This window comes from Alphaproteobacteria bacterium, assembly GCA_040220875.1.
Taxonomy (GTDB): domain Bacteria; phylum Pseudomonadota; class Alphaproteobacteria; order JAVJVX01; family JAVJVX01; genus JAVJVX01.
Map to the genome: position 1 here is coordinate 186,205 of JAVJVX010000006.1, position 26,890 is coordinate 213,094.

The window sequence follows — 26,890 nt, forward strand, 5'->3', positions numbered from 1 at the left end:
CGCCGTCAGCGGGTCTCTGGTTTCACATAGGGCGCCGCGTCGACCAGCGTCTCGGCCCAGCCCTTGTCATGCGGCGCCATGATATGGAAATGGGTCCGCACGTGGGAAAAGAGCCAGGTCCCATCCACCTTGCGCAGTTCGTCATCGTAGCTCGCGACGCACCAGATCGCGTCTACCCGATCCTCGAAGTAATTCTGCGATCGGAGCGGGGCGAACATGAACCATTTGCCGCGCGCTGTCTTGCCACCGGAGTCGATGCGTATCTCGATCGGCAAAAAGAAATGGACACGCCAGTCGATCGGGTCGTTCTCGAACCAGGCGCGGATTTCGGAATGCCCCCGTTTGACGCCAAGGCCGCCGGTATATTCGAGCGTCGCATCCTCGGTGAACAGCGCCACCAGCGCCTCGACATCGAGCACGGGATCGGCCGCCAGCGCAAACCGGTTCTTGGCTTCCTTGACGGCCTCGATGTCCTCGAGCTCCGCGACCCGCCGGGCCAGCGGTTCGAGCTCCGCCAACCGCGCCTCGAGCGCGGCCATCCTTTCTTCCGCCGTCATGTCGTCCCCTTTCTCGCGCTTCCGCCGGATCAGGCGCCGGCGATTTCCTCGAGCCGCTCCGGCCCCGCGAGCCGGTAGCGCCGCCCCTCCCGGGGGCAAACCAGATCCGCGCCGAGCCGCTCGCCAGCATGGCTCATCCAGCCGATCCGCTGTCCCGGCACGCCGATGACAAGGGCGAAATCCGGCACATCGCGGGTGACGACCGTGCCGGCTCCGACAAAAGCGTAGGCGCCGATCGTCACGCCACAGACGATAGTGCAATTGGCGCCAAGGGTCGCGCCGCGCCGCACCAGCGTGTCACGAAACTCGCTTTTGCGGTCCACCTCACTGCGCGGGTTGTGGACATTGGTAAAGACCATGCTGGGGCCGCAAAAAACGCCATCCTCCAGGGTCACGTTGTCATAGACCGAGACGTTGTTCTGGATCTTGACCCGATCGCCAATGACGACCTTGTTGCCGACAAAGACGTTCTGTCCCAGCGTGCAGTTGGCACCGATCCGGGCGCCCGGTGAGACATGGGACCAATGCCAGATGCGCGTGCCGGCACCGACCTCGGCCCCGGCATCGACGATTGATGTCTCGTGAATGAGTGAACTTCCGGCCGTCATCTAAGCCACCGCCTGCCTGCAATAGGGATGATAAGCGCCCTGAAGCCCCGCGGGCGCCGCCTCGCGGATGCGATAGACCGTCGCGATGGACGATCGCGCCTCGCCGAGGCCGAAACCGTGGCCGTTCAGGATTGCATCATAGCTGGCCGTGTGCAGATCGCCGAACCCGTCCGAGAACTCGAGCTCCTCGTTCTCGATCACGATCGAGCGATAGGTGCGTTTGCCGGACGAGACGGCCTGCTCGGGCAGGTAATCCGCATTGATCGAGAGAAACCAGCGGACACGCGCGCGCCGATACTCGAGAAAGCCGGCGGCCGTGTCATCACGGTGGATGTGGACCGTGCTGTCCTTGAGCTCGCCAAAGACCCAGGACAGCATGTCGAAGAAGTGAACACCGATATTCGTGGCGACGCCGCCCGATTTGTGCACATCCCCTTTCCAGCTCACGCCATACCATTTACCCCGCGAGGTCAGATAAGTGAGATCCACGTCGAAGATCTTGTCCTTCGGGGCCGCCATGACCCGGTCCCGAAGTGCCCGGACAGACGGATGCAAACGGAGTTGAAGAATATTGTAGACCCGCTTGCCGGTCTCGCGTTCGATTTCCTCGAGTCCATCGATGTTCCAGGGGTTGAGGACAAGCGGCTTTTCGCAGATCACGTCGGCGGCAGAGCGCAGGCCAAACCGCACGTGGGCATCATGCAGATAATTGGGTGAGCAGATGCTGACAAAGTCGACTTTCTCGCCCCGTCGGCGGAGCTTGTCGATATGCCGGTCGAAACGCTCGAACTCGGTGAAGAAATCGGCCGCCGGGAAATGGCTGTCGATGACGCCGACGCTGTCATTCGGGTCGAGCGCCGCCACCAGCTCGTGCCCCGTCTCCTTGATGGCCTTCATGTGCCGGGGCGCGATATAGCCGGCGGCGCCAATAAGAGCGAACTTCCTGGTCATCGTCTCTTTCGGATTATCGTTTCTGATGCTGTGAGAATTCCGGCCTGGACGCCCTGCGCGGCCAAAAAGCCCGGATTTACGCCGCTCCCCGCCCGACACCCGGTTTTCTCTACCAGTAATGGCAGGGGTCCGCAATTCGCCCGGCCCCCCGGGGCCGGCGCGGGCTTGCTTTTTTGCGGGCGCGCTGCAAAACATGCGCCCTGATCAATGCTGAGGACCCGGTGGCTCTTGCGGCCGGCCGGGAGAGGGGCGCGCACGTGGCGGACAGACACCAGGACGCGGCACCGCTGCCGTCGGACCCGAGTAAGGTGACGGTTGCCGTCATCGGGGTCGGCTATGTCGGCCTGCCCGTGGCGGTCACCTTCGGCCGGAACCAGCCCACCATCGCCTTCGACAGCAATTCCGCCCGGATCGAGGCGCTGTCCGAGGGCCGGGACGAGACCCTAGAGGTCACGGCTGAAGAGCTCGGGGCCGCCCGCCGCCTCAGCTTTTCGGCGGACCCGGCGGCGCTCGCGGCGGCGCAAGTCTATGTCGTGACGGTCCCCACGCCGATCGATGCGTTCAAACGCCCGGACCTGAGCTTTCTCGAGCGCGCGAGCGAAACCGTGGGCCGCGCGCTCGGGCGCGGCGACGTCGTGATTTACGAATCGACGGTTTTTCCCGGCGCCACCGAGGAGCACTGCGTGCCCGTCCTGGAGCGGGTCTCGGGACTGACATTCAACCAGGATTTTTACGTCGGCTACAGCCCCGAGCGTATCAATCCCGGCGACAAGCGTCATCGCCTCAGCGACATCATGAAGGTTACCTCGGGGTCGACGCCGGCGGCCGCTGATTTCGTCGACCGCCTGTATGGCAGCATCATCACTGCCGGCACCTTCAAGGCGAGTTCCATCCGGGTGGCCGAGGCCGCCAAGGTGATCGAGAATACGCAGCGCGACGTGAATATCGCCCTCGTCAACGAACTGGCCATGCTCTTCACCCGCCTCGGCCTCGATACCGAGGAAGTCCTCAAGGCCGCCGGCACGAAGTGGAACTTCCTCCCCTTCCGGCCCGGGCTCGTCGGGGGTCACTGCATCGGGGTCGACCCGTATTACCTGACCCACAAGGCGCAGGAAGCGAACCACCATCCCGAGATGATCCTGGCCGGCCGACGCATCAACGATTCGATGGGCGCCTACGCGGCCGGCCGCGTGCTCGATGCCATGATGCTCAAGGGCCTGGCCATCCGGGGTGCGCGAGTCCTGGTGATGGGCGTAGCCTTCAAGGAAAACTGCCCCGACCTGCGCAACACGCGCGTCGTCGACGTCATCGATCACCTGCGCCAGCGTGGTGTCACGGTGGATGTGAGCGACCCCTGGGTCAAGGTCGAGGATGCGCGCCGGGAGCTGGGCCTGGATCTGATCGCGGCGCCTGAGGATCGTGCCTATGATGCGGTTGTGATCGCGGTGGCGCACCGCCAGTTCGCCGAGATGGGGGCCCCGCGCGTTCGCCGCCTGCTGAAGCCCGACGGAATTCTGGCCGATCTCAAGTGGCTGTTCACACCGGCGGAGGCGGAAGTCCGGCTCTGATCCCGGGGCCAGTCGGGATCAGCCGGCAAGCAGGCGGGCGATTTTGGCGGCCGCGCGCCCGTCGCCGTAATCCTCGATATCCCGCCGCGACACGTCCGTCTCGGGTTCCTTCCAGAGCCGGTTCCAGCCGGCCGCGAGGGTTTCCACCCATTCGGTCTCGTCCCTCAAGGTGACGCAGGGCTTGCGGTGAAAATAGGCCTCTTTCTGAAGCCCGCCCGAATCGGTATAGACCGCGACACAGCCGTCCAGCAGGGCCGCCATGTCGAGATAGCCGACGGGTTCGATGACCGTAAGACCGGCCAGGTCCAGCCCGTGACGCGCCACCGCGCCCGCGGTGCGCGGATGCAGGGGCAGGATCACGGGCCGCTCGGCCGCAACCTCGGTCAAATAGGCGAGGACGGCCGCGAGACGCTCGGGGTCGTCGGTATTTTCCGCCCGATGGACCGTCGCCAGCGCAAAGCCCGCCGGCGCGAGGCCGAGCCGGTCGAGGATCGTGGCGCGATCGCGCGATCGCGCGCGCGCATGAAGCGTGGCATCGAACATCACATCGCCCACCTGGTAGACGCCTCGGGTAATCCCCTCGGATTTAAGATTTCCGACCGCCGTGCCCGTGGGGCAGAAGAGATAGGCGCTCACGTGATCCGTCAGGACACGGTTGATCTCTTCCGGCATGGCCCGATTGAAGGACCGCAGGCCCGCCTCGACATGGGCCACCGGAATATGAAGCTTGGCAGCCGTCAGGGCGCCCGCAAGCGTGGAGTTGGTATCCCCGTAGACCAGAACGATATCGGGCTTTTGCTCGAGGCAGATTTTTTCCAGGCCCGCCATCATGCGCCCCGTCATCTCGCCATGACCGCCACCCCTGATCCCGAGGTGATGATGCGGGGCGGGGATGCCGAGCTCGTCGAAGAACACGTCCGACATGTTGGAGTCGTAATGCTGGCCGGTGTGGACGAGAATTTCTTCAAGCCCGTCCACTGCCGCGAGGGCGCGGCTGACCGGGGCCGCCTTGATGAACTGCGGGCGCGCGCCCAGCACGGTGACGATTCTGCGTCCCATCGCCGGCCTCAGGTTGCGCCGTCGAGGCGGGTCATGAAGTAATCGTGCTGGCGGATGCACCGCTCGATCGTCTCGGCATTGTCCCGTGTCCAGGCGACGGTTTTCTCGAGCCCATCGTGCAGCGTCACCCCGGCCACAAAGCCCAGTTCGCGCCGGGATTTTTCCGTCGAGCCGAAGCGCCGGCCGGAACGGTCCCAGTCCCGCCCGGGACGCAGCTCAACCGGTGTGACATTGCCGGTAATCCGGTTGATGGTCTGGGCCAGATCGCGGATGGTGGTTTCCACACCCGAGGCCAGGTTATAGATCTCACCCGGCTTGCCCAGGACGGCACAGCACATGAGCCCGCGCGCCATATCCTCGACAAAGATGAAATCTCGGCTGACCTCGCCCCCCTTGTCGAGCGGCAGGGCCTCGCCTTGCAGAGAGCGCCAGATGAACCCCGGCGTCACGTTGCGCCAGACCGTGTGCGGCGTGCCCCGCCAGCGACCGGCGCCCAGCACCTCGCGAGGTCCGTAGACGTTCTGAAAGCGCGCCTTCACCACCGCCAGCCCGTGGCGGAGGAAATAATAGTTCCCGTAAAGCTCGCCAATCAGCTTCGAGATGGCGTACGGGCTGTCGTGGTACAGGGAAACGGGCGCATCCTCTGTCGTGGCTTCCGCCGCATCATAGGTTTTTTCCGCGACCGCGCACCCGGCGGCCGCATAAACGACCTTCCTGAGATTTTTGAACGACTTGAGCCGATCGAACAGTTTGAGCGTCGTGAGCGTGTTGTTTTCATGATCCGCCAGCGGATCGTGGATCGACGACTGGTTGCCGTGATAGCAGGCCAGGTGCCAGACGTAGTCCAGATCGTCGGGCAGGGCCGCGAGAATGGCGTCATCGGTGATCGAGCCGTAATGGAAAGTCACGCGCGGATCCGCCGGCACATTCGTAATGTCGGCGGACAGAAGATTGTCGACGATGAGGATCTCGCCCGCGTCCTCCTCAAGCAGCTTGAGCACCAGATTGCTGCCGACAAACCCGGCGCCGCCGACCACAAGCATCTTTCGCCCCCTGAGGGCGCGGAAGTCGGATTGCCCGCTCATGCCAGCACTTCCCGGATCCGGGGCAGAAGGATGGGTCCGACCGTCTCGAAGTAAATGTCGTGACCGCGCGGGCTGAGATGGAGGCCGTCGGGCAGTACCATATCGGCAACGCTGACCGTGCCCTCGCGGACGGGCTCGAGGATCGCTTTCTCGAGGTCGATCAGTACGACCCTGTGCCCCAGGTCGGCGGCGGCGGCGCGAATGAGATCGTTATATTCCTCGTTGCTTTGCTGATAGGTCTTGTCGGTAAAGGCCATCACGTCATCCGTGCGGGTCGTCGGATGGTTCGTATGCAGAAACACGTGTTTCGCGCCAAAGGCGATGCCGCGATCGACGATCTCGGCAAGATTGGCCCGGAAGGCCGCCGGGCTGACACGGGGCAGCCCGCGATCCGTCTTCCAGCAATTGCAGTCATTCATGCCGAACTGAACGATCAGGATATCCACCCCGTGTGACTGCACGTCATAGGGCATGCGCTCGAGCGCCTGGCGCGTCGTGTTCCCGTTGATTGCCGTATTGATCACGAGGGCGTCGCGCCCCGTCTCGATGGCGATTTTTTCCACCTCGGCCGAGAGACGCGGCACCCAGCCTCGATGAATCGAAACCCCCTGCCCGAAGCAGATTGAATCACCGAAGAAAACCACATTCGTGCTGTCAGTACTCATGCTCATTCAATCCGTTTCGAATTCCGCGGTCAGCCGGCCAGTCCGCCATTCAGGCGAACAAGGAAAAGCTGGCGCTTGTTTGGATAGGGCGACTCGCTGTTTGTCGCCAGCAATTCGCGGTCGCCATGGCCGAAATCCGGCAGGAATTTCGCCAGCGCCATCGCCGCCATTTCACCGTTCCAGGCGAGCAGGCAGAGGATTTCATCCCCCTCGATCCGCCGGGTCAGGTAGTAGCGCGGCGTATTGTAGACGGTGATCGACAGGCGCATCTCGCGGCAGTTGGGCAGGTATTTTTCGAGAAAAAGTTCGAGACGCTGGTCGACATTGGGGAAGAGATCGTTGGCCACGATCACGTCATAGGACTCGTTGCTTTCCCGCGTAAACCAGTCTTCCCGGGTCAGTCGAACGGCCGGCGCCGCCGCCCGGAAGGCTCTGATCTCCTCCTCGCTGTCATGGGCAAGCAGATCGAGAAGCTCAAAATCATTCCGTTCACCGAGAAGGCGCGTGAAGGTGGTGAGCCCGCCACCCACATCGAGCACCCGGCGCCCGCCCGAGGCCAGCAAGTCGCCATATAGTTCCTGGAAGATCAGACGCTTGGGCGGTGTCTCCCGCAGCCAGCGCTGACAGACAAGGGACGCCTCGTGAGGCTTTTCCTGCTCGCGCATCATACGGGCGATGGCGTCTTCCGCGAGGTATGATTCCACCCAGTCCTTACTGATCCGCTTCATCTTCTTTTCCGGCGTTTGGCGTCCATAAAACGGCCCCCTGTTCGGGAAGGAGAAACAGCTTGCGGCCATCGATCCGCATGAAGGCCGGCTCGAAAGGCGGAAAGAACAGCGCGCGGACGCGAGTCTCAATCTCGTCAGCCGGGAGATCGGGCGTGATCTCGCGAAAGGCGTCCAGATCGCTCGGGGCAAAAAATTCGCCCGCCCCCTTGAGCGGCACCCGGGGGGGTTCCCGGTTTGCGCGAAGATCGCCGATGAGCCGCTCGAACCCCTCCATGGCCGCGTCCTCGGTCCGCCGGTACAGGCTGAGCGCCGTATCGTCGGGCCGCACCGGCACGCGCCCGGCATAGACCATGTCGCCACTATCCACCTCGGCAGCCAGCATATGCAGGCTGTAGCCGTAGACCGACTGACGGCGCAACAAGGTGTAATTGACGCCGTGCCAGCCCTTGTAATCGGGCAGCGGGGCGAGGTGCAGGTTGAACGCCCGTCCGCCGACGGCATCGATCACCTCTTCCGGCAGGATCCAGCCATGCTGAACCGAGAGCAGACAATCCACCCGGTAGTCCCGGATCGCCTTCAGGATCAGATCGTTATTGCGCCGGGCATTATCGATAAAAGGGATGCCGGCGGCCTGAGACTGGCGGTGGATGGCGTTATCCCGCCACCAGTTTTTGAGCGAGGTATTTGACACCGCGGCGACGGGCCGCAGGCTGTCTTCCGCCAGCAGACGGGCGAATGCCCGCTGACCGACGGGCTTCTGGCCAAGGAACAGGATATTCATGAAACAGCGTGACGCGTGGCGCAGGTCTCGGCCGGTGCAGCGGCAGAATCCGGCGTCGGCAGGCCAAGCCCGCCGTAAACGCCCCATAATACTTTCTCGAAACTTTCCCAGTTATAGGTGCTGGCAGCGTAACGCCGGGCGTTTTCGGATTTTTTCCGAACGATCCCGGGGTCCGCAATGCACCGATTGACCGCCGCGGCGATCGTTTCTTCCCTGCGCGCGTCATAAAGTAGGCCGCAATCGGCCTCGTCGATAATGTGCCGCACGAAATTGAGATCGTTGGCGAGAATCATCTTGCCGGCATGCAGGTAGTGACTGAGCTTCCGGGGGCAAGCGTAAACGTTGTTCTTGACCGTCCGGAGATAGGTGATACAGCCGACATCGATATCGCGCAGCACCCCCATCGAAGTCTCGAGCGTCTCCTTGCGCTCGCGGATCGGCGGCAGGAAATAGATCGAGCGGCCTGTCAGGCCCAGCACATCGGCCATGTCCTGGCAGGACGAGAGGAACTGGTTTTCGGGCGCCCGGATGAAAAGCGCGGCGCCCTCGGCATCCACATGCCGCCAGGCGCGGATCAGCAACTCGACCCCGCGCGCGGGGGCGATGCCCCCCTGATAAATGAACCTGAGGCGATCGCCCGCCAGTCGGGAAATCTGCGAGTCCGGATTTCTGACCAGGAAATCGGCCGGCACGTCACGGGGCAACGGATCGACGTTGGGAATCCAGTGGACGCGGGCCAGATCATGCTGATCCCGGATGAACCCGGCCATGTAGGGGGTTACGGTGATGACTTCGTCGGCGTGACGAATGAAGGGCCGCTCGATCGCCCGCAGCAGCCAGGCACCGGTCCGGGTGATCCCCTCGATCTGGCTGGCGTAATTCTCGTAGCAATTATAGACGAGCTTCGCACCGGTCAGCCATTTCAACGCCACGCCGAAGGGCAGAGCCTCGAAATCCTTCACATGAACGGCCGCGGGCGCCACCGGTGTTTCACGCCAGGCCATGTACAGGGAAGAGGCACGCAGGAAATTCGTCTGGATAAAATTCCGCAATCGACAGAAGTTCAGCGTCTTCACCTTGTGTTCGAGGGCCGATTCGAAGGAGAGGCTGGCCAGCGCCACCGCCTGCGCCGCGCCCGTCCTTTCCAGATCAGGCCTGGGCGCGACGCGTTCCCCATCGCTCCCGCGCGGCGCGGCTTGTGCGATCAGCTCCTCTTCCGGCGTCGGGGCAGGGTGGCTGTTCCGCGCCGCCGCCGGTTCCGGCGCCTGCTCGGGTGGCCGCGCCGGTCTGGCCGGATGTTGTTTCGGGATCTCGATCGTCCGCGCCGGGGCCTTCAACCGGGCGACGATTTTTTGCCTGAACGGCCGCGGCACGAGGGAGAACAGGAATGCCTTGAGCCGCGGACGGTGCAGGAGGAAACCCGATACCAGGAAATAACCGCGCAGGCGCCGCCTGTTTTTTCTGCGTTCACGGACATTTTCCCGGGTCAGGAACCTGAGATGCTGCTTGTAATAGCGCCCGCTCGCCCTCGTCAGGCGCGACCGCAGATCCGCTTCCAGCTTCGATCGCACAATTTCCTCGAGTGACTTTTCGTCGCTCTGTATGCGCGCGTCCTGGTTCAGGAATCCTGCCTTCAGCCCGACAAACAGGAAAAGCCGCCGAACCCGGAAGAAAAACCTCAGATAGAGCGGCACCACTCGTTGCGCCAGCACGAAAAGCCGCAGGCTCAGGTATTGCCCCAAAGCGTAGAGGCGGCGGAAGACAGCGTCCCACACCCGGCGTAGAACCTTCGCGAGGGTTCGAAAGGGCCAGGTCAGGAGCCAGCCCATACTCCACACCCCGAAGCCAAGCGCCAGGGGAATAAAGGGCACCAGGCGGCGAGCCGCGTGCGAGCCCTGAGCCTTGAAGAGATCGCGAACGAAGCGGGCGCTGGCCCGGATTATGAAGGACGGGCGCGTCGCCAACTGTATATGACGAATCCGGTAGCCGTCCCGCTCGAGGGTCTCGGGGGCATCCTCATCCCACCAGGCCCCAAAGGCGCGCACGTCATAAACCCGCGACAGCGCCCGCGCCTCAATGCCGATACGATAGGCGGCGTCCGGCGAGCACCCGACGCCAAAGACCAGTTTCGGCTGGACACTCTGGTAACGTGACTGGTCCATGTGCAGGCGCTCCCCCCGGGCCCCCTTATACCTTATCCGGGCGCGAGCGCGGCACCCACGCAGCCCGTCCCGGTGACCGAAGGAATTTCACGAACCCGGCCAGGCGCGGCCGGCGACGGAGAAATTCCCGCAGACCGAGCAGGCGCCAGTTTAGCCAGTCTTCCACCCGGTTGCGCAACAGGGCAAGTCTGGCATCGCCCGCTGGCGGCCGATCCGGTATTTGCGAAACGATGTCGGCCACGAAATGCCGATAGTGGTAGCGTTCCGAGGCAATGAGGTCCCGATAGGCGTTGTCGACGATCCGCTGCCGGCGTTCCTCGTCATTCAGAGAGGCAAGTATCTCGTGGATATTGGAAAAATCCTGCCTGAGCGGAATGTAGTGCACCCAGGGCTCCAGAATGCCGTTGTACCGGCCCTCCACCAGTATCTGGCATGCCCCGGCCATCGCACATTCGAACACCCGTGGCGAGATGACGGCGCCATCCAGGCTTTCGCCCTGCCCCGGAAAGCAGGCGGCCTCGATCTCGTCATACGCCGCTTCCGGATGGTCGCCCTCGTAGGCGATGCACCGCGTCATGATGTCCCCACTACGGTCCAGTACGCTGGAGCCGCCCTCGACACCGATCTGATACCGGCTGCGGGCGAGGAAATTCAGCCAGTCCTGCCCGTTTAATGTGTCCTCCAGATCGACCGACAGGTCACAGTTGAGCCCGTAGCGGGGCGCTTTCTCCTTGAAGATATCGCAGATCTTCCATTTCAGGACGCCAAGCGGCCCGTTTCTCGCCCGCGCCTTGAAGGAGCGATAGCCGATATCTATATCCCTCGCGCGCACCCGGCGGCGCGCATCGGCAACCTGTTTGACGAGCACATCGTCCACATACCCCGCGAGGGAGGGACGGATTTTCACCCGGGCGGGGATGTGCCCCTCATAAGCCGTTCGCCGCGCGTCCTCTGTCGCGAGGAGCGAATAAACGACGCCCACACCAAAATCCGCGATGAACCGGCACAGGGCGTCCGTGTTATTTGCCTCGTCCTGGGCGATAGCGATTTTCGTGCAATCCAGATTCTTGATGAACTCGAGAACGCCCTGCGCCCGGCGAAAAACTTCCCGCGAGGGCCGGCAGATGAGGAACGTGTTATGGAAGACAACCGCGTCCCACCTGAGTTCCCGCAGGTAGGCCGGAACCTTCTCCCAGTACAAATTCAGATGAAAGACATTGTGCTCGGAGTATTTCGCCAGCGAATAGAGATGCGTGAGGATTGCATCCCGGACGGGGAATCTGGGCGAACGGTATATGACCAGGATATTCATCGTCGATCGGCCCTGGAACTGAGATGTTCTTCCAAAATTCCGGAAAAAATCTCTCCCTCCCGGTCCCAGCAAAGTTCCCTGAATGCGATTTTGCAGTTCCTCTTATAACGAGGAAGATTGTCGGGATGCATAAGGAAATTGATTTTTTCGGCTATGTCCCGGGGATTCGTTTCGTCACAGATAACACCGACGCCGTATGTTTCAACAATGTTACGCATGTCGCGGATCGTTGTACTCACCACCGGCAATTCCGCCCCGATCATTTCGAAAACGCGATTGGGCAGACTGATCCTGTTGTTTAACGTCGTGCGCTGGCGCACGTTCACCCCCGCGTCCGCTCCCGACAAATAATCCAGAAGATCCGGGCTCTTAACCAGAGGAAGAAAGGAAACCCGCTCGCTAACGCCCAGGCTTCGGGCTTTCTCGCGCAGAAACGTTTCGTAATCCGGCGGCGCGAATTTGCCGAGCGTCGCAAACCTGATATGGCGCGCCACAAAGGGCATGGCCTCGATCACTTCCTCGACGCCCTGGCCGGCGTAAACCGTGTTCAGATGGACGATCAGTTTTTGTCCTTCTCCCAGCCCCGCATCCTGCCTGATCGAAGACTGCCCGCTGACCGCCACGTGGTAGCGGACATTTCTGATGACATGGCTGGAGGCGGCGAACCCGCGTTCCTTCAGGAGGTCGGCCAGGCCGTGCGAGACGGTAAAACTGAGCCGGCCAAGCCTGAGAAGCTGCCGTTCCACGAATATTTCGATCCGACGGAAGAAACCGGGGCGGGGGCCGGCCTCCTTGTGGTCGTGATGATAGGGCGCCTCGACATAGTCGACCGCGAGAGTGCCGGAGGCAAACAGCTTGATGGCGGTGGCGGCCAGGATCGAATGGTGATCGTGCGCGAGGATCAGGTCAAACCTGTCTCCCCGGAAGCGCCGCGCGGCTTCCCTGGCGAAAACATACCGCCGCGTAAAAAGCTGCATGACCGTTCGGCGCCAAAGACCGCGCCCGTATTTGCGCAGCCTTTGGGCAATTCCGGCTGGCTCGTCCCGGATTTTGAGAGTCTTCGGAAAATCGAAAGCCAGAACACCGGTCTCGACGAACCGGATATCCGGGCCTGATCGCATCAGGTCCCTGTCCGGGTTTTGCAGAGCAAAGACGGTCACGTCGTGCCCCCGGCTGCTCAGGGCGGCGGCCTGGCGGAAAACCCTCGTGTTTCGCTCCAGGTCCTTGAATGCGACGATGATGACCTTCAAATTCTTCTCACTGCGAGCGGCCGGCGCAAGCCTGGGCAATCGAGATCCGGGGCGACGTCGACACGCAATACTCGTCCGGCGCCCGGTCTAGGACGACCACCGCACGCGCGGCATGATCCGGTCGGGCACGATCCGCTCGCGGAAGCGGATCACCTTTTCCAGCATGGCGCCGACGACATCGTCGGTCATCAGATGGGGCTTGAGACCAAGCTCCTTGAGCCCTGTGTAGACCGGATTGTAATAGTGGTCCTCGGCCTCCTTGCGGGGGTTGTCTATGCGCTTGATGGTAACGCTGAGCCCCATGCCCTTGCCGACGCGCTCGATGATCTCGGCCAGTTCGTTGACCGTGAACGTCTGTGTCACCTGATTGAAGATGCGGAGCTCTCCGGGGCCCGCCGGATGCGCTGCCGCCAGGTCCACGCATTGCAGGGTGTCCTTCAGGTTGAGGTAGCCGCGCGTCTGTCCGCCCTTGCCGTAGACGGTGAGCGGAACGCCGGCAACCGCCTGAACCAGGAAGCGATTGACCACCGTTCCGAAGATATCGTCATAGTGAAAATTGGGCAGCAAGCCCTCGTCAGCCAGGGATTCGGCCGTGTCGAGCCCGTAAACCGGGCCCTGCATGAGGTCAGTGACACGAAGCCCGTAGGTGCGCACGTAAAACCACAACAGGTCGGTATCGAGCACCTTGGTCGTGTGATAGAGGCTGCCGGCCTGGCGCGGAAACAGGAAACGGTGCTCCCGACCCTTGTGCCTGATGTCGATCCACCCTTCCTCGATATCGATATCCGGCGTGCCGTATTCGCCCATAGTGCCCAGCTTGACGATATGACACTCGGGGCATTTCTCCTTGACGGCCCAGATTATGTTGAACGTGACGCCGAGATTGTTCGTCAGCGTCAGATGGGCCGAGTCGAAATCCTTCATCGAATATGGGGCCGAGGGCTGTTCGGCGTAATGCACCACAACGTCAGGCGAAAATTTCTCGAACAGATCGAAAACCGCGGCGCTGTCCATGAGGTCGAGTTCGTCAAAGTCTATCTTGCGTCCGAAATGGCGCTCGAACAGGGCGGTGCGCGCGGGAAGCCGGTCGCCTTCGATCAGCGCGCCCGAATCGGTCTCCTGCGCGATAGCACGGCGCAGGTAATTATCGACGATGCGGACCTCGTGACCCTGCGCCGCGAAATGCATGGCGGTCGGCCAGCCGAGGTATCCGTCACCACCACAGATCAGTATCCGCATCACTCACGCACCCCCGATTGATTCCGTACCGGCCGCGGCCGTCTCGCTGTCCGTCCCGGCGGGAAGAGGCCCAATCGGTCCCAGTTTTGCAACCCCCTCCTTGAGACGGACGGAGTCCGCGAGGCTGCACCGTTCGGGCGTCCTGCCCGCGCGGACCGCGTCAAGAAACGCCGTCATCTGACGCAGGAACAGATTCGCCGGCCCGGCGGCGAGATTCGTCAGGCCGGCCGGATAACCGCCGGCCGCCTCGATCAGCGTCAGGCCGGTCGGCAGCTCCGACTGGATCGAGCCCCGGAAACTGCCGTTTTCGCCCTGAATTTCAACCACCTGGCTGAAAGCCGGCGTGACCATGTCGGCCTGGATATAGACGGTAAGCCCGCCCGCCATCCGGAACCTGGCAAGAACGAAATCCTCCGCATTCACGTTTTCCATCCGACCCTGAATCCGGCGCGCCGGGCGCATCAGATCGACGCTCAGCAATTCGGCCGCCTCGACAGGGCCGAACAGCCAGATGGCGAGATCGAGCATATGGACCAGCATTTCGTTGACCGCGCCGCCGCCGCTCTCGCGCCGATGCTTCCAGAGCTGATGCGAGCCCCGGCCGCCGATCCGCAACCAGGCGAGGACGGGGCGGCCCAGAGGTGAAGCCTCGCCGGCTGGCGGGTTCAGGATGGCGTGCGCCATCTCGAAGGCCGGCGCGAAGCGATAGATATAGCCAACCATGCCCACCAGGCCGGCCTCCCTGGTCAGCCTGTCCAGTTCGCGCGCCTCATCCAGGGTTTCGCAAAGCGGCTTCTCGCAGAAGAAATGCTTGCCCGCGGAAATGGCCCGCCGGATCAGCGGAGCATGCGACGGGGTGGGCGTGGCGATGTCGATGGCCCGGATCGCAGGGTCCGCGAAAAGCGCCTCTACCGAGTCCGCCGCCAGGACGCCCTTCTCCTCGGCAAGCCGGCGCGCCAGGGCCCGGTCCTGATCCGCCAGAACCATCTCGATCCCGCCGCCCGCCGTCAATCCAGATATATGCTTGGGCGCCTGCTTGCCGCACCCGATCAATCCAATCTTCATGACTCGGTCCGCTCCTGATCCCCTTCCGGCCTTTCCTGGCCGCTGTTCTTGCTGCTCCTGCCCACGAGCCGGCTGGCCGACCAGCGACTGGGATGAAGGATCAGCGAATGTTCTTTGGAATCGCGCGCCAGAATCTTGAACTCGAAACTGCGCGACAGGGTTTCCAGATTTTCATCGACGTCAATATCGCCCAGGGTCCTGAAAAGTGCCACGGTGAAGATGATCGATCCGGGTCCGAAATAGTTCGGTTCAAACGTTACCGTGCGGCGGTACACCTCGCCCGTTTCGACGTCGAGTGTTTCGCCATCACTGATGTGCCGGCTGAGCCACCGGCCATCCGGGGTGAAGAAAAGCGTCACAAACTTGCAATCCGTCCTGCCCGTGATCAGGGCCTCGAACTCGATATCAATCCGGAAGGGTTCGCCCAGCTCGAGCACGCCGACGGGGGTGTCGTCGAGGCGGCGCATCATGACCGAGGTGACCGCGATGCCGAATTGCGCCGGCGGCCAGCGCGAAATGCCGCTGGATGCGCTGATATTGCTTTCAATCAGGCGGCGCGCGGCGCGCGGCCCTTCCTTGTCCGGCCCTTCCTTGTCCGGCCCATCCTTGTCCGGCCCATCATCTTCCCGGGCGGACGGCAGCGTTTGCTGCCGCGGCCGGTCTACCTCATCCCCTTTCGCCGCCGATCCGTCGACCCCGGGAGAGTCCGGTTGCGCCGGCCCGGCCGTCTTCGCCGCCATGCTGTCCAGCGCTGCCTGCAGTATCTCGCGGCGAAAATCACTGTCCGCTACCGTCTGCGCGGCCACCTGATCGATATGTCGTTCAGACGCCTCCTTTCGGAGCCGCTCGGTAAACTCTTCATAAGCCTTGACCACCGAGAGCGCCGCGCCATCCATGACGATCTCGCCCCGTTCCAGCCAGACGACCCGCTCGCAGAACTGCATCACCTGGGCCGTTGAATGGGAGACGAGCAGCAACGTGCATTGGCCGCTCAGAAGAGATTTCATGCGTCGCGCAGACTTGGCGGAGAAATAAGCGTCACCTGCGCCAAGCACCTCGTCGATAACAACCAGATCAGGGCGGATCGAGGTGGCGACGGCGAAGGTCAGTCGGGCCCGCATGCCTTTCGAATATTTTTTGAGCGGCTGGTCCAGAAAATCGCCCAGTTCGGTAAATTCCACCACATTCCGGACCAGATCCTCGAGGGTCTGCTTATCCAGGTTCCGCCGAAGGGCGAGTGCGCCGCGAATGTTCTCGATGCCACTAAGGTCCGGATGAAACCCGACGCCCGCATCGAACAGCGCCTCGATATCGCCGTAGACATCGCGGGTGCCACTGTCGGGTTCGAGCGTGCCAGTGATGATTTTCAACAGGGTCGTCTTGCCGGCGCCGTTGCGGCCGATAATTCCGACACGTTCGCCACGACGGACATCCAGGTGAATATTCTTGAGCGCGTGGTACGAGGGGATCTCGCGGCGCAGGCCCGGAACCAGCCGCCACTTGTTCAGCCCAAGCGTCACGGCCATGATCTCCCACGGGCTCCTGAAAAGCGGGAAGCGCTTCTCGACCCCGGCGAGGGTGATCGCCGCCAGGCTGTCGCCCGCCGGCAGTTCCGAAGGAATGGAGGGGGTTGCTGTCATGATGTCCTGCTAGGCCAGCTGAATGAGCGCCATCTTGAGACGGGCATAGAGGAAGTAACCGAGGAAGAATGTTCCGAGGCTCATCGCCACCATGATCACGGTCATGTCCAGCGGCGGCCATTCGCCGAACACGATAAGGCTCTGATAATTAACAAGAAAATAGCTCATTGGATTGGCATACACGATGGCTTTCAGATGCGGGGGGACGGAGGCGACGGTGTAGCCGATCGGACTGCAGATAATGAGCCCGAGGGTGAGGAAACGAAGAATGAACTGAATATCCCGGATCAGGACCGCAACCAGCGAGACGATCCAGCAGAAGCCGACAACGAAGAGATATTGCATGAAGAGAACGAGAGGCGCGAACAGCAGCGTCGGCTTGTTGAAATCGAGGATCAGGGACAGGACGATCGAGAGGCCGATGCCAATCAGACATGTCACGAAGCCCACGGTGGCGGACTGCGCGACCAGAACCTCGGATGGCAACATCGTGTTCTGCATGATTGTCTTGTCTCGCGTAAGGGACCCGCTGCTGCCATTTGCCGCTTCGGTCAGGCCGAATATGGCCATGATCCCCGAAAACATCATGAGCACCAGCTCGGGTGTCGTCACATCGGGCCGATGAGCTCGATAGATCAGGATCTGAACGGTCGCGTAGAGGGCAAGGAACATCGTCGGCATGATGACGACCCAGGCCATTCCCAGAAGCGAGTTGGCATAGCGGAAGCGCAGGTCCTGCCGGGTCTTGCGCAGGATGAACTTCCGTCCCTCCCAGAGAACGCGGAACGGGTCGAGAATCGAAACGGATTTGCCGCTCATCGGTGTTTTTCCCCTATCGCCGAGACAGGCCGGCCAGTCGCCGCGCCGGCGCGGCCGCAAGTTTCGTCAAGTAATGCGAGGTACTTCGTGACTTCGTTCTCCCAAACGAGGTCACGGGCCGCCAGATCGACCGCCGCCTTGTATCGCGGGTAGCGCTCGGCCCCGATCATCACCCGGATGGCTCTGGCGATATCCTCGGGCGAAGTCTCGTCGAAGATTTCGCCAATTCCGTATTCGCGCACGAGCCCGGCAATATCCGGCAGGCGGCTGGCGGCGACTGGCAGGCGGGCCGTGATCATCTCGAACAGACGGTTGGGCAGGCTCAGATAATGGTTGGGGTGATCATTCTGCCGGGGCAGGACGCCAATATCGGCGCCGGCAATATACGCCAACAATTCTTCCGGATGCCTGAGAGCAAGCATGTGGACGCGCTTACCGGCCCCCCGGGCATCGACCTGATCCAGAAATTTTCGTTCGACCGCCCGATCTATGACCGGCCCCAGGACCGCGAGGTGTACCTTGTCCGGCAATTTCGCGAGCGCCGCCGCCAGCTCTTCCAGCCCCTGCCCCGGCCGAATGGAGTTCAGGTACAGCAGAAGCCGGTCATCGGGGCCGAGCGCGCAATCCTCGCGGATGGCGGAACTCGCGACGATTTCCGTCCGGCGCCGGCAATTGCGCAGCACGAGTGGCGGGGCCACCTGCCAATCCTCGGCGATCCGCTGAGCGAGACCCTGGCCCACGGTGATCAGAGCCGCTGCCCGCCGGATGATCGCCACCTCGCGGCGCTGTTCGAGCTGACGGATCGCGCACAGCAGTGGATGGTCCGGCAGGTAGGCAGGCTCGTGCGGACGTTCCACCGCATCATAGATGATCCGCCCGCCCAAGCGATCGCACACCGCTTGCGCCGCCATCAGTGCCAGTTCGTCATGGGCCTGGACGATGTCAAATCCTTCCCGCCCCCGGTCGCGCCGGATCGCGCCGAGCGCCCGACGAGCGAAACGCCGCGCGCCATTGAGCCGCAGTAAGACCAGCAGCGTGGCCAGCCCCCGATGAACCCGGCCGGGTGACGGCGAAGATGGTTTGACCGCCGTGACATGGTTGTCCGCCGGCGGGGTGACCGGCGGCGGGGCGTCCGCCGGCCGGTCCTTGCGCAGCAGCCACGCGCGCAGGGAAGCGGCCGCCCTCGGCGGCTTCCCGGGCGTGAGATCGAGAAACCGGTAGCGACCGCCGGGCCAGGCCGCATCGGGCGCCAGCACCGGCGGGCCGAGCGCGGCCACGGTCACCTCATGGCCGTTTTGGAGCAGGGCCCAGACCTGGCGGGCAATCCGCGTATTCAGGCGAAGGTCCTTGCAGGCAAGGATGCACACACGCATTTCTGATTTAAAGTCCTGCGAGGCCGGATCAGACGTCCAGAAACTTGCGCCAGGACAGCGCCATATTGGGCTCGTCCAGTTTTTCCGGCAGCGGCGAGACACGGCCCGGCACGCCCCTGACGAGACTCCCGGCCGGGACATCGCCCGTCACCACCGCACCGGCGGCGACGAAGCTGCCCATGCCGATACGCACGCCCGGACAGACCACGACGCCGCCACCCAGCGTGACATTATCCTCGATAATGGGGCCTTCGGCCTTGTACGTGTCGCGCAGCCGCAGCGGATAGCGGTCATTCGTCAGCACGACACCCGGACCCAGAAACACGCGCGATCCGATCTCGACATGGGTCGGGATGTAGCAGTTCGATTCGATCTTGACGAAATCCCCGATCCTGACGTTGCCGTCGATAACCGTATTGGTGCCGATCACCACGTGATCCCCGATCACGGTCTTCTCGCGGATCATCACATTGTGCCCGGTCTGGAAATTCAGGCCGGCTGTGACATCCCCGTAAATGATGGCCCCGGCGCGCAGCACCGCGCCGTCCCCGGTCTTGAAAGGCCCGCAGCCTTCCACATAGGCCAGCCCCAGGATGACGTTGTCCTGAACGGTGCAATTCCGGCCGGGCTCGAACCTGTCCACGGGCTAGTCCAGCATCTCGACACCCACGGAATCGCCCCGGAGGTGTTTCTCGACCCAATCGGCGATGTGAGCGGCGGCGCGCCCGTCCCCGAACGGGACTTCCCAGCCGCGCGGGCCCGTCAGGGCCGCCTCGACGCCGGCCGCGATCCTTTCCGGATCGCAGCCGACAAGCCGGTTGGCACCGACATCTATCGTTTCCGTCCATTCCGTGTTTTCCCGCAGGGTGACGCACGGAACGCCGTGAATGCATGCTTCCTGCTGGACGCCGCCGGAATCCGTGAACGCCATTCGCGCATGGCCAAGAATATTGAGAAAATCCAGATATCCGACGGCTTCATGCAGGGAAAGGCCCGGCAGGCCCCTGGCCCATTCCAGGAGGTCGAATTCCCCGAGACGCTTGAGGGTGCGGGGGTGGGCCAGGAAAAGGGTCTGCATTCCGTTTTCGGCCGAAGCCCGCGAGACGCCCTCGAGACCGCCCTTGAGGTTTTCCGGGGAATCCACATTCTCTTCCCGGTGCATCGTCAGTATGCCGTAAGCGCCCGGCGTCACCCCAAGCCGATCCAGCATGGTCGATTTTTCGCGCGCCACTTTCAGATGTTGATGCGACGCATCGACAATGGGATTGCCGACGACGCAGATATGACCGCGCACTCCTTCCCGCCCCAGATTCTTCTGTCCCTGAGCACCGGTCACGAACAGGTAATCCGAGACGTGATCGATCAGCACGCGGTTGTGTTCCTCCGGCATACGCCAGTCATAGCTGCGCTCTCCGGCCTCCACGTGGCCGACCGCAATTCTCAGCTTGCGTGCCGCCAGGGCCCCCGCCAGGTTGGTGTTGGCATCGCCCCCCACAAGCAAGATCATCGGCCGGCGTTCGAGCAGAACCTGCTCGATCCCGTCCAGCATCACCGCCGTCTGCCCGCCATGGGTCCGGCGATCCGCCACACCCTCGAGCCGGTGATCGGGCTCGGGCAGGTTGAGATCCTCGAAGAATTGCCGATCCATGTTGGGCGAATAGTGTTGTCCGGTGTGAATGATGAAATGGCGCAATCCGCGCCGGCGCAGCTCATGAATGATCGGTGCGAACATCACGATGCCGGGCCGCGTGCCGACGACAACCCCCACTTCGGGCCGCAGGTCGCTGTTTCGTAAAATTTTGATTTCTTTGGTCATTCAGATGACAGGCCGGAGTGAGGGAGAAATTTTCAACGCAATGCCCCCTGGATATCGGGCGGCAGCACACCCGGCTGCCTGAGGAACGCTTCGATTTCGCTCTTGGTCATGAACGGCTCCGAGGAGGAGTTGTAGACCTGCGCCACGTTCTGGGGCTGGAACCCCCGATACTCGTATTCGACTTTGCCGTAAATGTTACGAAATGCGGGCGTGACGACGAACATTTCCTCAAGCTCCTGCGTCCGGCGTATCTCCTCGTGCGTCGTCAGCTCCTCGTAGATCTTCTCGCCCGGGCGCGAGCCAATCACATCGATCGTGATGTCACTTGCCTTGTGACCGCCCAGCGGGGCGATCAGATCAATGAGCACTTCCGCCAGATCGATAATCCGAAGGACGGGCATTTTCGTGACAAAGACCTCGCCACCACAGGCCAGCACCATGCTCTTGAGTACCAGCCGGGTCGCCTCGGTCAGGCTCATGACAAAGCGCGTCATCTCGGAATCCGTCAGGGTCACCGGACCGCCGCGGCGGATCTGCTCGCAAAAGAGCGGGATGACGGACCCCTTCGATCCGGCCACGTTGCCGAAACGGGTGGAGACGAAAATAATGTCGTCGGCATTGTCGTTGAGGGCATTCGCCGCCGTCATGAGCCGTTCGCCCATCAGCTTGGACGTGCCCATGACATTCGTGGGATTTACGGCCTTGTCGGAACTGGTGAACAGGACCTTTTTCACCTTCTGCGCGATAGCGCAGCGGATGACGTTCTGCACACCGTTGATATTTGTCTGCACGGTCTCAAACGGGCTTTTCTCGCAAAACGGCACGTGTTTGAGGGCCGCCGCGTGGAACACGTAATCCATGCCGGTGAAAAGGCTGTTCAGGCGTTCTTCGCTTCGTATGTCGCACATGAAAACCTGGACACGCTTGTCGGACATGAATTCCGTGTCCAGCGTGAACATATCGCCTTCATGATTGTCCAGCGCACGGATCTCTGCCGCATCCAGTTCGTGGAGCCGGCGAACGATATCGGCGCCGACCGTCCCGGCAGCGCCTGTAACGACGATGCGCTTGCCCGAAAAGAAGGATTTCAGATCCAGGGTATTGTTCATGTCGGGGTCACCTGCTCCGGGCATGTTCTGTAGGCTCCTGTGGCTCTATCCGAGGACATCGATAACCGCCTGGATGATCCTGTCCTGCACATCGGAGGTCAGGTACGGATGCATGGGCAGGCTGATCAGGGTTTTAGACAGCGCTTCAGTGACCGGCAGGCCGCCCGCCGGAATCGGGGCGTCCTTGTAGGGGGCCTGCACATGCAAGGGTTTCGGATAGTAGATCTGGGTCGGCACGCCCTTTTCCTTGAGACCCTCGGCCAGCGCCTCCCGCCGATCGGTCTTGATCGTGTATTGCGCCCAGGCGCTGGTCACGCCTGCCGGGACGGCAGGCGGAGTGACCACATCCCCGAGCCCGGCGGCATAGGCTTCGGCGATCCTCTGGCGCGCCGCCAGTTCGCTATCAAAAATCGAGAGCTTTTCGAGCAATACGGCAGCCTGCATCGTATCCAGCCGGGCATTGGTGCCGACCCGCACGTTGTCATACTTGCCCTGTCCGCCCCGGCCATGGATACGGATCGATCGAATGATCTCCGCGAACTCCGGATCGGCGGTGAAAATCGCCCCGCCGTCGCCGTAGCAGCCGAGCGGCTTGGCGGGGAAGAAACTGGTCGCCGTGATCCCTGCCAGCGTCCCGACCCGCTGGCCGCCGATTGCGCCGCCGAAACTTTGGGCCGCGTCGGCGATGACGCTGAGGCCATGGGCGCGTGCGACAGGCGCCAGAGCATCGTAAGGCGCCGGAATGCCGAATAGATCGACCGGGATCACGGCCCTGGGAGTCAGCTTGCCGGCGGTGACAACGGTCGCGATCGCATCCTTCAGACTGGCGGCGTCCATGTTGAACTGATCGGGATCGACGTCGACGAAAACCGGTGTTGCGCCACACAGCGCGACCGCCTCGGCCGTGGCTGTGAAAGTATAAGAGGGCACGAACACCGCATCCCCGGCCCCGATCTCCAGCGCCAGCAGCGGCAGCCACAGGGCATCGGTTCCGCTCGAGCAGGTAATGACCTCGCGCGCGCCCGTATAGGCGGCGAGACTTTCTTCAAGTTCCGCCACTTCGGGACCCATGATGTATTTGCCGTGGTCCAGAACCGCTCGCAGGCGGGCCTCGATCCGCTGGCGGATGGGGGCTTGCTGGGCTTTCAGATCGATAAAGGCGATGGGCGTGGCGGTCATGGGCATGGGATCCGGACTGGATTGAGAAAGACGGCGCGGTTTCAGCGGCCAGGGGCGCTCAGGTGTGAATAGATATCACTCACACCGTGGCGGTCGTACCAGGCCAGCATGTCGCGAATAGTGTCACGAAAGGATATTTGGGCTTTCCAGCCGAAATCGCGTTCGGTCAGGGACGGATCGAGAACCACCTCTGACACATCGTCATCACCTGCCGGGATGATCTTGACGGGCTCGGACAGTTCAATTCCCAGATAATCCACAACGGTATCGAAAATGTCCTTGATCGTGTTTCCGTGCCCGGTCGAAACATTATAGATGCCGGTGGGCGCCCCATCGGCCAGCACCTTGTGCATCAGGGCGAGGAAATCGCGCATGTCGAGGAAGTCGCGCACGGTTTCGGAACAAAAGCACGGCTTCCCTTCCTTGAGGCGCTTGTAAAAAGTGGGAATGGGGCCGATGGCGAGGCGCGGACCGGTTACATTGGCCAGCCTGAGCGAAACCACGGGCAGTTCCGCCAGGGCGAGGTAGTGTTCGCCCGCCGCCTTGGAAATTCCGTAACTGGTAAAAGGCGCCACGGGCGCGTCCACCGGAATAGGAACCGCAGCCGGCCGGCCATAACAGAGCGCTGTCTGAAAATTGACGAGCCGCCGGACGCCGGCCTTCCTGGCCGCGCGCGCCACATTGATCGTTCCCGCCACGTTGCTCGCAACATCCTCCAGCCAGTCATCGGGGTCCTTGTAGGCGGCCGCGCTGTGGATCACGTGTGTCGGGCGGAATGTCTCGAAAACGTGATCCACCAGATCGCCGTCCGCGACCGAACCCTCGTGCACGATCAGCCCCTCGATCCCGGCCACAGCCGCCCGCTTGCCGGTGGCGAAATTGTCGAGGATGCAGACGTCGTGGCCGGCGGGCAGGAACTCCTCGATCAGGTTAGTGCCGAGGCAGCCAGCCCCGCCCGTGATCAAAAGTCGCATGGAGAGAGACATGATGGCGGTTACTTATGCTTGAGGTGGGTATAGCCGCCATGGACGCCGAACTCGGCGTAATACTCGACCCCGCGGCGCACGGTCTCCTCCAGCGACGTGAAGGAGATGTCTCCGAAATCGCGAAACGTGCGCGACGGATCGAGCAGGATGGACGCCGCGTCGTCGGGACCCAGTTCGCGGATTTCAGGTTCGGGGTAATCGTTCAGCTTGAGCGCCTTGACCACGGCGTCATACAGCTCGATGATCGCGACATCCCCGCCCGACGAAAAATGATAGGCCCCGCTTCCCGTCCCATCGGCCGCTTTCACGGCGTACTTGGCGAGATCCCCCACATAGACGAAGTCTCGCCGTGATTCGGTGACGAAGCACTGTTTCCCTTCGGTGAGGCGCTGGTAGAAGATCGGCAGCGGGCCACTCACATTCCGCGGCCCGATCACGTTGGCAAGCCGGAAGGTAACGTAATCCAGCCCGGAAAGCCGAAGGAACTCTTCCGCCGCCGTCTTGGTGATGGCGTAGCTGGAATTGTCCGGGTTGATGGGATGATCCAGCGTGACGGGCTGCTCCACCGGCTTCGTGCCGTAACAGAGCGCCGTCTGGAAATAGATGAAGCGGCCGACCTTGCTGTCACGCGCGGCGCGCACCAGGTTGGCGCCGCCCACCGTGTTTGTCAGCGCGTCGTTGTACCAGTCATCGGGGTCCTTGTAGGAGGCCGCGGTGTGGACCACCACGTCGGGCCTGAAGTCCCCCACAAGCTGATCGACCAGCGCCTTGTCGGCGATCGACCCCTCCACCAGGGTCAGGCGTTCCTGCGCCGGCAGGTGCTCGGGCCTGCCGGTCGCCAGATTGTCGATGCTGAGGACTTCATCCCCCCGGGCCAGATGGCGCTCGGCAATGTGAGAGCCCACCTGTCCGAAGCCGCCGCTAATAAATACTTTCATACTTGTCCAACCTGCCGTGTCTCGTCCGCGAAAATCCCGTCGGGGCGCGCCCCGATCAGCCCGCCGGCGCGTCGAGCATCTTCCGGTACTCGGCCGCCTTGTCATGGAATTGCTGATGCCACAGTTCGAGGCTCAGCAAGCCCCAGGTTTTGCGGGAAAAACGGGTTGCCTTGTCGAAGTTCCCCAATACCACGTCCGCGTTTATAAAGTCACGGCCCCGCGCCTTGGTGGAGCGGAAGATATCCTGTGTCATGTCGTGGAGCTCGCCCGAAAACCATTCCCTGAGGGGCACGGGGAAGCCCATCTTGTCGCGCCGCTCCAGAAGCGCCGCCGGCAAGACGTCGCTGTAGGCGTCCTTGATCATGTGTTTCATATGCCCCCCCTTGAACTTGACATCGGCCGGCACCGTAGCGGCGAACTCGATGAGCGGATGGTCGAGGAAGGGCACCCGGCTTTCCAGGCCGTGCGCCATGCTCATGCGGTCCTCCACATGCAGCAGGGCCGGCAACAGACATTTGAAATCAAAATGGGTCATGCTGTCGAAATAGGCTTCCTTGCGCACGTTACGCTGGTTATTGAAAATGCTCTGGAAATTGCCGAAAACCGCGTCCTTGTCGAGCACACCCCAATCGACCTCATCCGTCATGTCGGCGGAACGATCGATCAGACGGAAATAGCGCTGGTCCAGATCCTCGAACAGGCCCTCGCGCCAGAAGCTCTTGATCAGCGGCTTGTACTCGCGCAGCACCCCGAGGTTGTTGATGATCGATTCGGGCGTCACAACGAAATTGCCGTTCTTGTGCGTCCCGTCGATCGCGGCCTTGATCGCCTGCTCGAAATAGGCCAGCAGATAGCGGGCGTACCCGCCGAATATCTCATCGCCTCCCTGGCCGCCAAGGACCACCTTCACGTGCTCGCTCGACAATCCTGACACCATGTATTGGGGGAAAGAGCCGGGACCGGCGACGGGCGTATCGAGGTGATAGATGACCTTTTCAATATTGTTACGGAAATCCTCGGCCGTGATATCGACCTGATGAAGGGTCGAACCACATTGCCGGGCGACTTCCTCGGCGTAGGGGCTTTCGTCATACCCGGGAAAGCAGGTGAACTTGCCGTGATAGGCAGTGTTGTTATTTTCGTCATGACGCTTGGCGAGCAGCGCGATCAGGCTGGAATCGATCCCGCCACTCAGATAGGCACCCACCGGCACGTCGCTTCTGAGATGCGTGGCAACGGAATCGTCGAGCAGCTCGTTGAGCCGGCGATGGAAGTATGAAGGCGTGTGATCGTAGTCGATCTCGTAATGCACGTCCCAATAGCGCCAGGTCCTGATCTCGCCATCCTCGACGGAAAGCGCGTGGCCCGGCAGCAACTGCCGGACCCCTTCGAACAGCGTGTTTTCGCCGATGGTGTACTGGAAAGTCAGATATTCCGCGAAGGCGGCGGGCTCGGTCCGCACCTCTGGCATGACCGGCATCAGCGCCTTGATCTCGGACGCGAAATACAATGTGCCGCCGATCACCGTGTAATAGAACGGCTTGATCCCGAACCGGTCCCGCGCGGCCAGGAGCCGGCCGCGGCGATCGTCCCAAAGGGCAAAGGCGAACATGCCCCGCAAATGGGCGAGGCAGTCTGGGCCGTATTTTTCATAGGTGGCGAGAATCGTCTCGGTATCGGACGTGCTCCTGAATTGCCAATCCGGTGCCAGCGCCGCGCGTAGCTCCCGGTAATTGTAGATCTCGCCGTTATGCACGAGGACGGTGCCATTGGGGGCCCGCATCGGTTGCGCGCCCGACTCGCTCAGATCGATCACGCTGAGCCTGCGATGGGCGAAGCCGACACTCTCATTGCCGGCGCGCCATTCGCCCCTGCCGTCGGGGCCGCGATGGGCAATCAGTCCCCCCATCACTTCGAGCTTGCGCTGCAGCCCGGCTTGCGGGCGGCCTCCCAGATCAACGATTCCAGCTATGCCACACATGTTTTTTTCTTCTTTGCTG

General features: G+C 62.3%; 24 protein-coding genes. 1 reads left to right on the forward strand and 23 read right to left on the reverse strand.

The genetic code is table 11. From position 1 onward, the window contains the following. Positions 1-5: 5 nt before the first annotated feature. From RLQ26_06925 to RLQ26_06935, 3 genes are read right to left on the reverse strand one after another with little or no spacing between them, the layout of a single operon-like run. Positions 6-557, reverse strand: coding sequence for a nuclear transport factor 2 family protein (locus tag RLQ26_06925; protein ID MEQ9088456.1), 552 nt, complete (start codon positions 555-557; stop codon positions 6-8). 29 nt (positions 558-586) lie between these two features. Continuing rightward, the gene (locus RLQ26_06930; protein ID MEQ9088457.1) at positions 587-1,165 is read right to left on the reverse strand and encodes a DapH/DapD/GlmU-related protein; all 579 of its coding nucleotides are present in this window, start codon (positions 1,163-1,165) and stop codon (positions 587-589) included. Next, positions 1,166-2,116: a Gfo/Idh/MocA family oxidoreductase gene (locus RLQ26_06935; protein MEQ9088458.1), complete on the reverse strand. Its 951-nt coding sequence runs from the start codon at positions 2,114-2,116 to the stop codon at positions 1,166-1,168. A gap of 257 nt (positions 2,117-2,373) precedes the next feature. Between RLQ26_06935 and RLQ26_06940 the strand changes: the two genes are divergently transcribed. Continuing rightward, positions 2,374-3,684 carry a nucleotide sugar dehydrogenase gene (locus tag RLQ26_06940; protein ID MEQ9088459.1) on the forward strand — a complete coding sequence of 437 codons (1,311 nt, stop codon included), beginning with the start codon at positions 2,374-2,376 and terminating at the stop codon, positions 3,682-3,684. An 18-nt stretch (positions 3,685-3,702) separates the two neighbouring features. Here the strand turns inward: RLQ26_06940 and wecB (RLQ26_06945) are convergent, their stop codons facing one another. From wecB (RLQ26_06945) to asnB, 20 genes are read right to left on the reverse strand one after another with little or no spacing between them, the layout of a single operon-like run. Further along, complete coding sequence (gene wecB / locus RLQ26_06945) at positions 3,703-4,743, reverse strand: UDP-N-acetylglucosamine 2-epimerase (non-hydrolyzing) (protein MEQ9088460.1); 1,041 nt, start codon at positions 4,741-4,743, stop codon at positions 3,703-3,705. 8 nt (positions 4,744-4,751) lie between these two features. Continuing rightward, the gene (locus RLQ26_06950; GenBank protein ID MEQ9088461.1) at positions 4,752-5,828 is read right to left on the reverse strand and encodes an NAD-dependent epimerase/dehydratase family protein; all 1,077 of its coding nucleotides are present in this window, start codon (positions 5,826-5,828) and stop codon (positions 4,752-4,754) included. Further along, positions 5,825-6,493, reverse strand: a complete 669-nt coding sequence (locus tag RLQ26_06955) for a GDSL-type esterase/lipase family protein (protein MEQ9088462.1) — start codon at positions 6,491-6,493, stop codon at positions 5,825-5,827. Before RLQ26_06955 ends, RLQ26_06950 begins: the two co-directional genes overlap by 4 nt. A gap of 29 nt (positions 6,494-6,522) precedes the next feature. Next, positions 6,523-7,221, reverse strand: a complete 699-nt coding sequence (locus tag RLQ26_06960; GenBank protein ID MEQ9088463.1) for a class I SAM-dependent methyltransferase — start codon at positions 7,219-7,221, stop codon at positions 6,523-6,525. Then, a complete protein-coding gene (locus tag RLQ26_06965) occupies positions 7,205-8,002 on the reverse strand; it encodes a formyltransferase family protein (GenBank protein MEQ9088464.1) in 798 nt (265 codons plus the stop codon). Before RLQ26_06965 ends, RLQ26_06960 begins: the two co-directional genes overlap by 17 nt. Continuing rightward, complete coding sequence (locus tag RLQ26_06970) at positions 7,999-10,164, reverse strand: glycosyltransferase (protein MEQ9088465.1); 2,166 nt, start codon at positions 10,162-10,164, stop codon at positions 7,999-8,001. Before RLQ26_06970 ends, RLQ26_06965 begins: the two co-directional genes overlap by 4 nt. Positions 10,165-10,189: 25 nt before the next feature. Further along, positions 10,190-11,476 (reverse strand): glycosyltransferase, encoded by a 1,287-nt coding sequence (locus RLQ26_06975; protein MEQ9088466.1) that lies wholly within the window; start codon positions 11,474-11,476, stop codon positions 10,190-10,192. Then, positions 11,473-12,765 (reverse strand): glycosyltransferase, encoded by a 1,293-nt coding sequence (locus tag RLQ26_06980; GenBank protein ID MEQ9088467.1) that lies wholly within the window; start codon positions 12,763-12,765, stop codon positions 11,473-11,475. The genes RLQ26_06975 and RLQ26_06980 overlap by 4 nt, the downstream gene beginning before the upstream one ends. A gap of 48 nt (positions 12,766-12,813) precedes the next feature. Then, on the reverse strand, positions 12,814-13,965 hold the full coding sequence (locus RLQ26_06985; GenBank protein MEQ9088468.1) for an NAD-dependent epimerase/dehydratase family protein: 1,152 nt from the start codon (positions 13,963-13,965) through the stop codon (positions 12,814-12,816). Between the two features lie 3 nt (positions 13,966-13,968). Beyond that, complete coding sequence (locus RLQ26_06990; protein MEQ9088469.1) at positions 13,969-15,030, reverse strand: Gfo/Idh/MocA family oxidoreductase; 1,062 nt, start codon at positions 15,028-15,030, stop codon at positions 13,969-13,971. After that, complete coding sequence (locus RLQ26_06995) at positions 15,027-16,670, reverse strand: ABC transporter ATP-binding protein (GenBank protein MEQ9088470.1); 1,644 nt, start codon at positions 16,668-16,670, stop codon at positions 15,027-15,029. The genes RLQ26_06990 and RLQ26_06995 overlap by 4 nt, the downstream gene beginning before the upstream one ends. Before the next feature lie 9 nt (positions 16,671-16,679). After that, positions 16,680-17,489, reverse strand: a complete 810-nt coding sequence (locus tag RLQ26_07000; GenBank protein ID MEQ9088471.1) for an ABC transporter permease — start codon at positions 17,487-17,489, stop codon at positions 16,680-16,682. Beyond that, positions 17,486-18,862 (reverse strand): glycosyltransferase family 4 protein, encoded by a 1,377-nt coding sequence (locus tag RLQ26_07005; protein ID MEQ9088472.1) that lies wholly within the window; start codon positions 18,860-18,862, stop codon positions 17,486-17,488. Before RLQ26_07005 ends, RLQ26_07000 begins: the two co-directional genes overlap by 4 nt. Before the next feature lie 28 nt (positions 18,863-18,890). Continuing rightward, positions 18,891-19,505, reverse strand: a complete 615-nt coding sequence (locus RLQ26_07010) for a DapH/DapD/GlmU-related protein (protein MEQ9088473.1) — start codon at positions 19,503-19,505, stop codon at positions 18,891-18,893. A 3-nt stretch (positions 19,506-19,508) separates the two neighbouring features. Then, entirely contained in the window at positions 19,509-20,678 is a 1,170-nt protein-coding gene (wecB, locus tag RLQ26_07015; GenBank protein ID MEQ9088474.1) for a UDP-N-acetylglucosamine 2-epimerase (non-hydrolyzing), read from the reverse strand. Positions 20,679-20,710: 32 nt separating this feature from the next. Further along, entirely contained in the window at positions 20,711-21,811 is a 1,101-nt protein-coding gene (locus RLQ26_07020) for a polysaccharide biosynthesis protein (protein MEQ9088475.1), read from the reverse strand. 21 nt (positions 21,812-21,832) lie between these two features. Next, positions 21,833-22,966, reverse strand: a complete 1,134-nt coding sequence (locus tag RLQ26_07025) for a DegT/DnrJ/EryC1/StrS family aminotransferase (protein MEQ9088476.1) — start codon at positions 22,964-22,966, stop codon at positions 21,833-21,835. Between the two features lie 41 nt (positions 22,967-23,007). Continuing rightward, positions 23,008-23,940, reverse strand: a complete 933-nt coding sequence (locus RLQ26_07030; GenBank protein ID MEQ9088477.1) for an NAD-dependent epimerase/dehydratase family protein — start codon at positions 23,938-23,940, stop codon at positions 23,008-23,010. Between the two features lie 20 nt (positions 23,941-23,960). Next, complete coding sequence (locus RLQ26_07035) at positions 23,961-24,890, reverse strand: NAD-dependent epimerase/dehydratase family protein (protein ID MEQ9088478.1); 930 nt, start codon at positions 24,888-24,890, stop codon at positions 23,961-23,963. 55 nt (positions 24,891-24,945) lie between these two features. Then, complete coding sequence (gene asnB / locus RLQ26_07040) at positions 24,946-26,871, reverse strand: asparagine synthase (glutamine-hydrolyzing) (protein ID MEQ9088479.1); 1,926 nt, start codon at positions 26,869-26,871, stop codon at positions 24,946-24,948. Between the last annotated feature and the right edge of the window lie 19 nt (positions 26,872-26,890).

Bases quoted from the DNA above. Each gene is read 5' to 3' on its own strand.
- RLQ26_07035 (MEQ9088478.1), bottom strand. From the start codon at position 24,890: ATGAAAGTATTTATTAGCGGCGGCTTCGGACAGGTGGGCTCTCACATT.
- wecB (MEQ9088460.1), bottom strand. From the start codon at position 4,743: ATGGGACGCAGAATCGTCACCGTGCTGGGCGCGCGCCCGCAGTTCATC.
- RLQ26_06950 (MEQ9088461.1), bottom strand. From the start codon at position 5,828: ATGAGCGGGCAATCCGACTTCCGCGCCCTCAGGGGGCGAAAGATGCTT.
- RLQ26_06955 (MEQ9088462.1), bottom strand. From the start codon at position 6,493: ATGAGTACTGACAGCACGAATGTGGTTTTCTTCGGTGATTCAATCTGC.
- RLQ26_06995 (MEQ9088470.1), bottom strand. From the start codon at position 16,670: ATGACAGCAACCCCCTCCATTCCTTCGGAACTGCCGGCGGGCGACAGC.
- RLQ26_06960 (MEQ9088463.1), bottom strand. From the start codon at position 7,221: ATGAAGCGGATCAGTAAGGACTGGGTGGAATCATACCTCGCGGAAGAC.
- RLQ26_06975 (MEQ9088466.1), bottom strand. From the start codon at position 11,476: ATGAATATCCTGGTCATATACCGTTCGCCCAGATTCCCCGTCCGGGAT.
- wecB (MEQ9088474.1), bottom strand. From the start codon at position 20,678: ATGACCAAAGAAATCAAAATTTTACGAAACAGCGACCTGCGGCCCGAA.
- RLQ26_06985 (MEQ9088468.1), bottom strand. From the start codon at position 13,965: ATGCGGATACTGATCTGTGGTGGTGACGGATACCTCGGCTGGCCGACC.
- RLQ26_07005 (MEQ9088472.1), bottom strand. From the start codon at position 18,862: ATGCGTGTGTGCATCCTTGCCTGCAAGGACCTTCGCCTGAATACGCGG.
- RLQ26_06965 (MEQ9088464.1), bottom strand. From the start codon at position 8,002: ATGAATATCCTGTTCCTTGGCCAGAAGCCCGTCGGTCAGCGGGCATTC.
- RLQ26_06935 (MEQ9088458.1), bottom strand. From the start codon at position 2,116: ATGACCAGGAAGTTCGCTCTTATTGGCGCCGCCGGCTATATCGCGCCC.
- asnB (MEQ9088479.1), bottom strand. From the start codon at position 26,871: ATGTGTGGCATAGCTGGAATCGTTGATCTGGGAGGCCGCCCGCAAGCC.
- RLQ26_07025 (MEQ9088476.1), bottom strand. From the start codon at position 22,966: ATGACCGCCACGCCCATCGCCTTTATCGATCTGAAAGCCCAGCAAGCC.
- RLQ26_07030 (MEQ9088477.1), bottom strand. From the start codon at position 23,940: ATGCGACTTTTGATCACGGGCGGGGCTGGCTGCCTCGGCACTAACCTG.
- RLQ26_07000 (MEQ9088471.1), bottom strand. From the start codon at position 17,489: ATGAGCGGCAAATCCGTTTCGATTCTCGACCCGTTCCGCGTTCTCTGG.
- RLQ26_06970 (MEQ9088465.1), bottom strand. From the start codon at position 10,164: ATGGACCAGTCACGTTACCAGAGTGTCCAGCCGAAACTGGTCTTTGGC.
- RLQ26_07020 (MEQ9088475.1), bottom strand. From the start codon at position 21,811: ATGCCCGGAGCAGGTGACCCCGACATGAACAATACCCTGGATCTGAAA.
- RLQ26_06990 (MEQ9088469.1), bottom strand. From the start codon at position 15,030: ATGAAGATTGGATTGATCGGGTGCGGCAAGCAGGCGCCCAAGCATATA.
- RLQ26_06930 (MEQ9088457.1), bottom strand. From the start codon at position 1,165: ATGACGGCCGGAAGTTCACTCATTCACGAGACATCAATCGTCGATGCC.
- RLQ26_06925 (MEQ9088456.1), bottom strand. From the start codon at position 557: ATGACGGCGGAAGAAAGGATGGCCGCGCTCGAGGCGCGGTTGGCGGAG.